At 69.6% G+C, this 9,845-nt stretch carries 10 protein-coding genes; 7 read left to right on the top strand and 3 right to left on the bottom strand.

What is annotated here, in order from left to right:
* Positions 1 to 181 precede the first annotated feature (181 nt).
* Positions 182 to 1,381, top strand: coding sequence for a lytic transglycosylase domain-containing protein (locus tag VFF46_RS14495; RefSeq protein ID WP_325037635.1), 1,200 nt, complete (start codon positions 182 to 184; stop codon positions 1,379 to 1,381).
* A gap of 12 nt (positions 1,382 to 1,393) precedes the next feature.
* On the top strand, positions 1,394 to 2,482 hold the full coding sequence (locus tag VFF46_RS14490) for an amidohydrolase family protein (RefSeq protein ID WP_325037634.1): 1,089 nt from the start codon (positions 1,394 to 1,396) through the stop codon (positions 2,480 to 2,482).
* A gap of 11 nt (positions 2,483 to 2,493) precedes the next feature.
* On the opposite strand, the gene VFF46_RS14485 is transcribed toward VFF46_RS14490, so the two are convergent.
* Positions 2,494 to 3,309, bottom strand: a complete 816-nt coding sequence (locus tag VFF46_RS14485; protein ID WP_325037633.1) for a CPBP family intramembrane glutamic endopeptidase — start codon at positions 3,307 to 3,309, stop codon at positions 2,494 to 2,496.
* A gap of 111 nt (positions 3,310 to 3,420) precedes the next feature.
* Here VFF46_RS14485 and VFF46_RS14480 point away from each other — a divergent pair, with 111 nt between their 5' ends.
* The 3 genes from VFF46_RS14480 (at position 3,421) to VFF46_RS14470 (ending at position 6,474) form a co-directional block, all read left to right on the top strand.
* Positions 3,421 to 4,653, top strand: a complete 1,233-nt coding sequence (locus VFF46_RS14480) for a sensor histidine kinase (protein WP_325037632.1) — start codon at positions 3,421 to 3,423, stop codon at positions 4,651 to 4,653.
* Positions 4,644 to 5,282: a response regulator transcription factor gene (locus VFF46_RS14475; RefSeq protein ID WP_325037631.1), complete on the top strand. Its 639-nt coding sequence runs from the start codon at positions 4,644 to 4,646 to the stop codon at positions 5,280 to 5,282. Before VFF46_RS14480 ends, VFF46_RS14475 begins: the two co-directional genes overlap by 10 nt.
* Before the next feature lie 88 nt (positions 5,283 to 5,370).
* On the top strand, positions 5,371 to 6,474 hold the full coding sequence (locus VFF46_RS14470) for a S1 family peptidase (protein ID WP_325037630.1): 1,104 nt from the start codon (positions 5,371 to 5,373) through the stop codon (positions 6,472 to 6,474).
* Positions 6,475 to 6,563: 89 nt separating this feature from the next.
* Here the strand turns inward: VFF46_RS14470 and VFF46_RS14465 are convergent, their stop codons facing one another.
* The gene (locus VFF46_RS14465; protein WP_325037629.1) at positions 6,564 to 7,913 is read right to left on the bottom strand and encodes an SPFH domain-containing protein; all 1,350 of its coding nucleotides are present in this window, start codon (positions 7,911 to 7,913) and stop codon (positions 6,564 to 6,566) included.
* A gap of 21 nt (positions 7,914 to 7,934) precedes the next feature.
* Complete coding sequence (locus VFF46_RS14460; RefSeq protein WP_325037628.1) at positions 7,935 to 8,129, bottom strand: hypothetical protein; 195 nt, start codon at positions 8,127 to 8,129, stop codon at positions 7,935 to 7,937.
* Positions 8,130 to 8,243: 114 nt separating this feature from the next.
* Between VFF46_RS14460 and VFF46_RS14455 the strand changes: the two genes are divergently transcribed.
* Together VFF46_RS14455 and VFF46_RS14450 are read left to right on the top strand one after the other, a co-directional pair.
* Positions 8,244 to 8,627 (top strand): hypothetical protein, encoded by a 384-nt coding sequence (locus tag VFF46_RS14455; protein WP_325037627.1) that lies wholly within the window; start codon positions 8,244 to 8,246, stop codon positions 8,625 to 8,627.
* A 1-nt stretch (position 8,628) separates the two neighbouring features.
* The coding region (locus VFF46_RS14450; protein WP_325037626.1) for a caspase family protein at positions 8,629 to 9,845 on the top strand (1,217 nt) is incomplete at its 3' end.

The raw sequence follows: 9,845 nt of genomic DNA, 5'->3' as shown, positions 1-9,845 counted from the left end.
TCGTTACCTCGGTGCCGGTTTTCCGAGCGGTTTCTGTGGGCCGTAACTTTGCGTCGTCTTGATGTAACTTTCTGGCGCTTGGTTCGTTGAAGGGGCTATGCGCCTAACCCGTAGTGGTAACCGTCGGGTCAAAATCATCATCGCTTCACTGTGTACCGCCCCGCTTCTGGTCGGGGCCGTTGTGACCGTCGCCTCGGGGGGCACCGGTGCCGCCGATCAGCTGACGGCGGGCAGTCCGGTCGCGCCGTCGCCCGGTGCCGGGCTGAACAGCGGTGAGTTCGACGAGCTGACGATGGTCGTGCCGCAGCGTCCTGGAGTGGACGGGCAGCTCGGATCCGACAAACCCGCCCTCGCCGACGTCCCCGTGCAGGGGGCCACCGACGGGCGGTCGGTCGTCCGTCCCGGGCGGCCCGGTGCCGTGAACGGCATCCCCCGCGGGGTGTTCCCCGCCTACCGCCGCGCCACCGCGAATCTCGCGGTCGTCCGGCCGAACTGTGGGCTGACCTGGCCGCTGCTGGCCGGGATCGGCAAGGTCGAGTCCGACCACGCGAGCGGCGGCCGGGTCGACGTGGCCGGCACCACCCGCGGCCGGATCCTCGGCCCGGAGCTGAACGGCCGGCACGGCAACGCCCGGATCGCCGACACCGACAAGGGCAAGTACGACGCGGATTCGGTCTGGGACCGCGCCGTCGGGCCGATGCAGATCATCCCGCAGGTCTGGACCGAGTACGGCGCCGACGGCAACGGCGACGGCTTCCGCAACCCGAACAACGTGTACGACGCGGTCACCACGGTCGCCGTGGTGCTCTGCTCCGAGGGCGACGACCTGCGGAACCCGCGCGACCTGGTCTCCTCGCTGCTGCGCTACCACCACTCCAAGGACTTCGTCGCCACCGTGCTGAAGTGGATGCGGCTGTACAGCAAGGACGCCGTCCTGGTGCCGAACGCGAAGGGCAACATCGCGGCGGCGAAGCCGTCCGGCAACGCCGACCGCCGGGTCGACCCGCGGCAGGTGCCGAGCATTCCGGACGACACCAAGACCGCGACCCCGACGCCGCCGCCGACGAGCACCACGACGGTGCCGACCGTGCAGCCGACGACGCCGTGGGAGACGCCGACGCTGCAGCCGATCGAGACGCCGACCGGCTCGCCGACGCACCACCCGACGTCGACGCCGACCCGGACGCCGACCAAGACCCCCACCAAGACGCCGTCGAAGCCGCCGACCAAGACGCCGACGCCGACTCCGACCCCCACGCCGACCCCGACTCCCACGCCGACGCCGACCGACACCCCGACGGAGACGCCGAGCGGGACGCCCTGCGCCGGCAACGAGACCACCACTCCGACCTGCACGCCGGGCGGCGGCTCGCACGGATAGTACGGTCGCTTCATGACCGGTGTACTGAAGCTGGTCGGCACCGTGTTGCCGGCCGGCGAGCAGCAGGAGATCCACCTCAGCGGCGGGCTGGTCGTCGACCGGCCTGCCGCTGCTGACGTCACGACCGTGCACACGGGCGGCTGGATCGTGCCGGGACTGGTGGACGCGCACTGTCACATCGGTCTCGACCAGCACGGCGGCGTCGACGAGCAGACCCAGGAGCAGCAGGCGATCGCCGACCGGGACGCCGGGGCGCTGCTGGTCCGGGACGCCGGCTCGCCGGTCGACACGCGCTGGATCGACGACCGTGAGGACCTGCCGAAGATCATCCGAGCGGGTCGGCACCTGGCCCGCTCGAAGCGGTACCTGCGCAACTACGGCTGGGAGATCGAGCCCGAGGAGCTGGTCGCGTACGTCGAGCAGGAGGCCCGGCGCGGCGACGGCTGGGTGAAGCTGGTCGGCGACTGGATCGACCGCGAGGCCGGCGACCTGACGCCGTGCTGGCCGGCCGAGGCGCTGAACGCGGCGATCGCGCGCGCCCACGAGCTCGGCGCCCGGGTCACCGCGCACGTCTTCGGCGAGCACGCCCTCCCGGACCTGCTGGCCGCGGGCATCGACTGCCTCGAGCACGGCACCGGCATCGAGCCCGGCCTGCTCAGCGAGATGGCCGAGCGCCAGGTGGCCGTCGTACCGACGATGATCCAGCTGGAGAACTTCCCGCAGTACGCCGAGCAGGCCGCGGGGAAGTTCCCGGTGTACGCCGCGCACATGACCGACCTGTACGAACGCCGGCTGCAGCGGCTGCGGGACGCGTTCGAGGCCGGCGTACCGGTGTATGCGGGGACCGATGCGGGCGGCGTTCTCGGGCACGGGCTGGTCGCGCAGGAGATCCAGGCGCTGACCGAGATCGGGATGTCGGGGGAGCAGGCGCTGGCCGCCGGGTCGTGGGCCGCGCGTGCGTGGCTCGGCGCACCGAGCGAGCTCCGCCCGGGCGACCCGGCCGACCTGGTCGTGTACGACGAGGACCCACGAGCAAATCCCGCCGTACTGACGCACCCCCGCCTGATCGCCCTGCGCGGCCGCGTGATCCTCTCCCGCTGACGAAAGCGTCCTCAGATCCGCTTGGTCCGGACGAGCCAGGCGACGAACAGTCCCATCACCACCCATCCCGGCCAGGCCTGCAGTCCGACCTGCATTGGGTCCATGTCCTGGCCGGGCGTGCCGAGGTACCACGCGGTCCGCATGGTCAGCCCGCTCACGGCGGCGTGTGCCAGGACGGCGGGCAGCACGGAGTTGGAGCGATTCCGCAGCCAACTGAAGATGGGGACGACGAGCAGGCACGAGATGACGAAAGCACCGATGGACCCGGCGAACGAGTGTCCTGGGTACTGGCCGCCCATCAACAGCGTGGGTAGATGCCAGAGGGCGAAGACGACCGCGGTACCGAGGTAACCGACCAGACGGCCGTACTGCAGCAGCCGTGGGAGCAGGTAGCCCTGCCAGCCGAGTTCCTCGCCGAAGAAGAACGGCAGCGAGATGACGTACTGCACTGCCAGCGGCGCTGCCCAGCCGAGGAAGCCGGACGGGGAGCCGAACTTGTAAGTACCGGCCAGCCATGCGACGACCAGCGATGCCAAGGTGAGCCCTAGCGGTACGGCGATCGCCAGCACGCAGTCCCCGAGCCGTTTGGGGCGTACGAAACCCAGTGCGCCCCGGAGGTCCGGCAGGCGGCGCATGACGATGACGGCTGCCAGAGCGGGTGTCAGCATGGCGGCGTACACGCAGACAAGCTGGAGCGTGCCCATGCCGAGGTCGGCCGAGTCGCGGTGGAAGCCGCTGAGTAGCAGCGGTGACATGGCCAGCCACATGCCACCGAACGCAAGGGCGACGCAGGCCGGGAGGTCGTGCTTTCGCACACTCGTTTTCATGTGGACAGACGCTAGGAAGTACGGCGTCTGATCACGAGCCGGTGAGCTGCCGGGTGGATGGTAGAGCCTGCTGTACCGACTGCGGCCGTGCGAGTGCCGGAAGATAAGGGCATGCTCAAGAAGATCCTGTCCCGGGGTGGTCCGGCTGCGGCGTACCTGATCGTGCGCTTCTTCAAGTCGGTCACGTTGCTGAGCGCGCTGCCGATCAGCCTGCTGCTGGGCTGGATCGTCCCGGGTGCGACCGCAGGGCTCGTGCGGTTCGCGAACAGCGAGCGGCGCCGGGCGGCGAAGTACCTCGGTGCCGGCGAGCCCGACCTGTTGCCGCCGGCCCTGCCGCGGGCGCCGGGCGACGTGGTGACCCTGTTCCGGGACAAGTCGTTCAAGCGCAGTCTGCGGTGCCTGCTGCTCCCTGTGGTGATGGTCCCTGAGCTTGCCGTCACAGCGTTCGGAGTGATCGGTGCGCCCGCGGCCTTTCTCGGCATGGTGCTGTGGAAGCTCGATCCGGGAGGCTTCACGCTGCTGGGTGTTCCTGTCGACAACTGGACCGAGGCGTTGACGAACGGCTTCGGGCAGGTGCTGAGCAGTCTTGCGGTCCTGGGCTGGGCCCTGCCTGCTCTGGCACGTGCTCACGCCGGCGCGGTGCTCGATCTGCTCGAGCCGAGTCAGGAGCAACTAGAAACCGTCAGACTGGAGCAGCGGGTGGAGGAGCTCACCAAGAGCAGGGCGGGTGCTGTTGACTCGCATGGCGCCGAGTTGCGCCGGATCGAGCGGGATCTGCACGACGGCACCCAGGCGCAGTTGGTGTCGCTGGCAATGCGCATCGGTGTCGCCAAGCAGTTGATGGCCGAGGACCCCGAGAAGGCCGCCAAACTTCTCGACGACGCCCGCGACGGCGCAGAGCAGGCAATGACCGAGCTACGCGGTGTCCTGCGCACCATGTACCCACCGATCCTCTCCGACCGCGGTCTGGCCGGTGCTGTGTCCGCACTGGCCGCCCGGTGCCCGTTGCCGGTAGACCTTCGCATAGGCGAGCTCGGCGACGTACCAGCCGCTGTAGAAGCCGCTGCGTACTTCGTGGTCGCAGAGTCGCTCACCAACATCACCAAGCACAGTGCGGCCGGCCACGTAGACGTGCAGCTCGAACGGCGCGGTCCGGAGCTCTACCTGGCCGTCACCGACGACGGGATCGGCGGAGCCCGGATCAGCGAGCAGAGCGACCTGCTGGGCCGGGGGAGCGGTCTGCATGGGATGCTGCACCGCGTGCGGGCGATCGACGGTCAGATGGAGCTGCAGAGCCCGATCGGCGGGCCGACCACGGTCGAGGTGATCCTTCCGTGCGGGTGATCATCCTCGAGGACAACCCGATCCTCGCCGAGGGCCTGAGCCTGCTGCTGGACAACTCCGGCTTCCAGGTCGCCGCGATCGCCACCGATGCGGACGAGTTCGCCAAGGCGGTCGCCGAGCACGAGGTGGATATCGCGGTCGTCGACGTACGGCTGCCACCCACGTTCACCGACGAGGGCCTGCGGGCCGCGATCGAGGCCCGCCGTACGCGGCCGGGCCTCCCGGTGCTGGTGTTCTCGCAGTACGTCGAGGAGGTGTACGCCGCCGAGCTGCTGGCAGCCGGCAGCGAGGGCGTCGGGTACCTCCTCAAGGACCGGGTGTCGCGCGTGGACGAATTCCTGGAGGCCGTACGCCGGGTTGCGGGCGGGGGCACCGTGCTGGATCCGGAAGTGGTCAGTCAGCTCATGGTGAAGCGCAGCAGCCCGCTGGACCGCCTCACACCGCGTGAGCGTGAAGTACTCGCGTTGATGGCGGAAGGCCTGGGAAACACCGCGATCGGGGAGAAGCTGTTCATTTCCGACGGTGCCGTGCACAAGCACGTCGGCAACGTGTTCCTGAAGCTGGACCTGCCTCCGACGGACTCCGGGCACCGCCGCGTCCTCGCGGTTCTCGCGTACCTCGGCCTGTGAACTCTTGACGGCTACGCCTCACTAGTCCACTCTCGTGTCCTGAGAGCGCTCTCATACACCGAACCGCCCCTAGGTGAGGAGAGTTCACATGAAGGTCCTACTAGCCGCCGTACTCACGGCGGCTGCGCTGACAGCGCCCACAGCGCAGGCCTTGGCTGTCCCGGGCCAGGCTGCTGCGATGCAACGTGACTTCGGTCTGAACGAGCAGCAGATGCAGCAACGACTGGCAGCCGAGACCTCAGCAGCCAAGCTACTGCCGGCCGCTCAGAAGGCAGCAGGTGCTGCTTTCGGTGGTGCCTGGTACGACGCCGCTACGCAGAAGCTGGTCGTAGGAATCGTCGGTCAGGACCACGTGGCCGCCGTACGTGCCACAGGCGCCCAGGTGACCGCCGTACCCGTCACAGAGAAGGTCCTGGATCAGCGGAAGGCAGCGGTCGACAAGCTGGCCGGTAAGGCAGTACCGGCTGCCGTGAGCGGTTGGGCTGCCGATCCGAAGACCGGCACGGTTGTGGTCAACGTCCAAGCAGGAAAGCGTTCCAAGGCCGTCGACGCGTTCGTGGCCAAGCTGGCGAAGGCAGGTGCCGTCACGGTGAAGGAGGTCGCGGCCCAGGCACCCCGTACCTTCGCGGCAGGCACCGTCGGCGGTGACCCGTACTACGTCAGCAACATCCGCTGCTCGATCGGGTTCTCGGTGCAGGGCGGCTACGTGACCGCCGGCCACTGCGGCCGGAGCGGCATCGTGCGCGGCTGGGACGGTTCGGACCAGGGCTCGTTCCAGGGCTGGTCGTTCCCGGACAACGACTATGCCTGGGTGGCGACCGGCTACGGCTGGTGGAACGTCGGCGTGGTGCTCGGCTGGGGACAGGTGAGCGACCAGCTCGTCCGTGGATCGTGGGAGGCGCCGATCGGTTCGTCGGTCTGCCGCAGCGGTTCGACCTCACACTGGCACTGCGGCACGATCCTGGCGAAGAACGAGACCGTCAACTACGGCAACGGTCAGCTGTTCTACGGCGCGACCAAGACCAACGTGTGCGCCGAGCCGGGCGACTCCGGTGGGTCGTTCATCACCGGTGACCAGGCGCAGGGCGTCACCTCCGGCGGCTGGGGCAACTGCAGCTCTGGCGGCGAGACGTGGTTCCAGCCGGTCAACGAGATCCTGCAGACGTACCACCTGACTCTGCAGACGGCCTGACGAACCTGTGGGATCCCCTTGCGTGCAAGGGGATCCCACAAGTTCACTGCAGAGCTGACCGATCGACGGTTTGCTTCTGTGCCGAAGCGTCAGGCGGTCTCGTCCGGGACCGGCTCCAGCTTCGGGGCCTCGTCCTTCTTGGTGGCCAGGGAGTCGATCAGCTGCTTGGCCAGCGCGAACCCGGAACCACCCATCGTGATGGTCTTCACCAGGGTGTCCTCGATGCCCTGCGCGCCGTTCAGCACGACCATGTTGCCGACCTTGTCGAACGAGCTCGCCGCCGCGGTGACGATCTGCGGGTAGGCCTCGGCCAGCTGCTGCGCGACGACGGCCTCGGTGTTCGTGGCCAGGGCCTCGGCGCGGGCCTTGATACCGGCGGCCTCGGCCATCGCCTTCGCCTGCACGGCCGACGCCTCCGCCTTACCGGTGAGCTCGGTGGCCTTCGCCTGTGCCTCACCGCGGAGCTGGACCTCGCGGGCGTTCGCCTCCGCGGCCGCGATCTGCGCGTCCCGGTTGGCGGCGGCCAGCGTGCGCTGCCGGTACGCCTCGGCGTCGGCCGGCTTCAGCACCGTCGACTCCAGCTGCTTCTCGGCCAGCGACGCGTTCAGCTTGGCGGTCTCGGTCTCGGCGACCACGACCTCCTGGCGGGCCAGCGCCTCGGCCAGCGGGCCGGACTGGGACGCCTTCGACTTCGCCTGGTCGACCTCGGCCTGGTAACCGGCCTGGGCGATCGAGCTCTCCCGGACCGCGGCGGCCTTCTGCGCGGCGGCGGCCTGCTCGCGCTCGGTCGCCTCCCGGTCCCGCTCGGCCTGCGCGATCCGGGCCGCGGCCTCGACCGCGGCGGCCTGCGGGCGGCCGAGGTTCTTGATGTAGCCGGACTCGTCGTCGATCTCCTGGATCTGCAGCGAGTCCACGACCAGGCCGAGCTTCTCCATGTCGCCGGCCAGCGAGCCGCGGATGTTCGTGGTCAGCGTCTCCCGGTCGTGCAGCATCTCCTCGACCGTGGTGGAACCGACGATCGCCCGCAGGTGACCCGCGAACAGCTCGTGGATGGTGCCCATCACCTGCTCGTCGCTCTGCTCCAGGAACCGCCGGGCGGCGTTCGCGATCGAGCCGTAGTCGTCACCGACCTTGTACGCCGTGACGCCCTTGATGTGCAGCGGGATGCCCTGGCTGGACACGCAGGTGACGGTCAGCGGCGTGGCCCGGATGTCCAGCGGCAACCGCCGGACGGTCTGAAAACCTGGGAGAACCGCGGTACCGCGGCCGACCACGATCTTGAAGCCGAGGGTCTCGTTGATCTGCTCGTTGCTGGAGTGCGCGCCGAGGCCGGAGATGATCAGCGCCTCGTTCGGCTCCGCCACCCGCCAGACCATCCGGAACACGATGAGCAGCACCACGACCGCGACGGCGGCGATGCCTACGTACGTCCAGAGCATTTCCCCTCCAAGGGAACGTAATTAAAGGGCGCGAGCGACGTAGACGGTGCGCGGTGGGTCGAAGTCGACGACGACCACCTGCGTCCCCACCTCCAGCACCTCGTCGGTCGCGGGGTAAGCGTAGAAGGCCTCGGTGGCACCCCGAACCGGCAGCATCACCTCGCCGACGATCCCGGGCGCGATCCGCCCGATCACCCGCCCCCGCTTGCCTACCATCGTGCCCCTCCGACGCAGCTCGGCCCGCTCCCGTTCCCCGAAGCCTAGGGCATCCCTTGTGGCCCGGGCGGTACGGGCGCATTGTGGAGACAGGCCTGGGGGTGGGAGGGGGCCATGGGCGACAACGTCCGGGTGCAAGTCGTGGAGTCCGGGGCGGACGAGGGACAGCTCGAGGTGCTGGCGCTGCTGCTGCGGCAGGAGTTGCTGATGCTCGACGTCCGCTCGGTCGAGCCCGCCGGCGAAGGACCCGCACCGGAGGGTTCGAAAGGTGCACTGGCGGCGGTCGCCGGCCTGCTGAGCGTTTCGCTGGCCCCAGGCCTGCAGGTACTGGGTTCGGTCGTCGCGGTGATCCGCGAGTGGTTGCGGCGGTCCGGCTCCGGGCGGACGGTGAAGCTGACGATCGACGGCGACGTGATCGAGCTGAGCAGTGCCAGCAGCGAGATGCAGCAGCAGCTCGTGGACGCGTTCGTACGACGGCACAGCGGAGTGGACGCGTGAGATGAGCGGCGCCCGCGTCGCCCTGGTGGTCGCCAACGACGAGTACGACGATCCCGGACTGCGGCGGCTGGTCGCACCGGCCCAGGACGCGGCCGCGCTGGCCGAGGTACTCGCCGACCCGGCCGTCGGCGGGTTCGACGTACGCGTGCTGCGCAACGAGTCGGCGCAGGAGATCCGGGTCGCCGTCGAGGACTTCTTCGCGGACCGGACGCCGGAGGACCTGTTGCTGCTGCACTTCTCCTGCCACGGCGTGAAGAACGCGTCCGGCGAGCTGTTCCTCGCCATGGCGGACACCAGGCCGACGCGGCTGGCCTCGACCGCGGTCGCGGCGGACTTCGTCAATCGGCAGATGGCCGACAGCCGGGCACAGCGGATCGCGTTGTTCCTGGACTGTTGCTACGGCGGGGCGTTCCCGCGCGGCATGGTCGTCCGCGCCGGCACCGAGGCGCAGGTACTCGACGCGTTCGCGGGCCAGGCCGACGTCGGCGGTGGGCGCGGGCGCGTCGTGGTGACCGCGTCCAGCGCGATGGAGTACGCCTTCGAAGGCGGTCACCTGGCGACTGGCTCGCCGCCGGAGCCGTCGGTCTTCACCGGTGCCGTCGTGGACGGGCTGACCACGGGCGACGCGGACCGCGATGGCGACGGCTGGGTCGGCCTCACCGAACTGGTCGGCTTCGTGACCGACCGGGTCCACCGGGCCACGCCGAACCAGAACCCGCAGATGTGGACCTTCGGCTCCCAGGGCGAGTTGCTGATCGCTCGCAGCCGGGTCCGGCGGATCACGCCGGCACCGCTCGCGCCGGAGCTGGTCGACGCGATGGAAAGTCCGTTGCCGGCGGCAAGGTTCGGCGTCGTCGACTACCTGCGGGAGCGGCTGTACGACGAGGACCTCGCGCAGGCCTACGCCGCCTGGCAGGCGCTGCACGGGATGGTGGACGACGACAGCCGCAAGGTCTCCGAGGCCGCAGTGGAGGCGATCGCGGTCGCCGTCCCGACGGCCACACCGGCGGAGCTGGTGCTGGGCCCGGCAGGCGCCGCGGAGGTGCGGCTGGCCGGGCCTCCGATCGCACTGACCGCGGTCGCGTCGGCCGCCGGCGGTTGGCTGAAGGTCGAGCAGGACGGTGCGTCGATCCGCGTCCGGGCCGGCGACCCGGCGACGGCCGAGGCGACATCACTGATCCTCACCGGCCCAACAGGTGAGCTGCGGATCCCGGTCCG

This window comes from Kribbella sp. (genome assembly GCF_035655035.1).
GTDB lineage: Bacteria > Actinomycetota > Actinomycetes > Propionibacteriales > Kribbellaceae > Kribbella.
The sequence above is the reverse complement of the archived record's forward strand: the minus strand, read 5'-3'. Positions and strand labels throughout refer to the sequence as shown.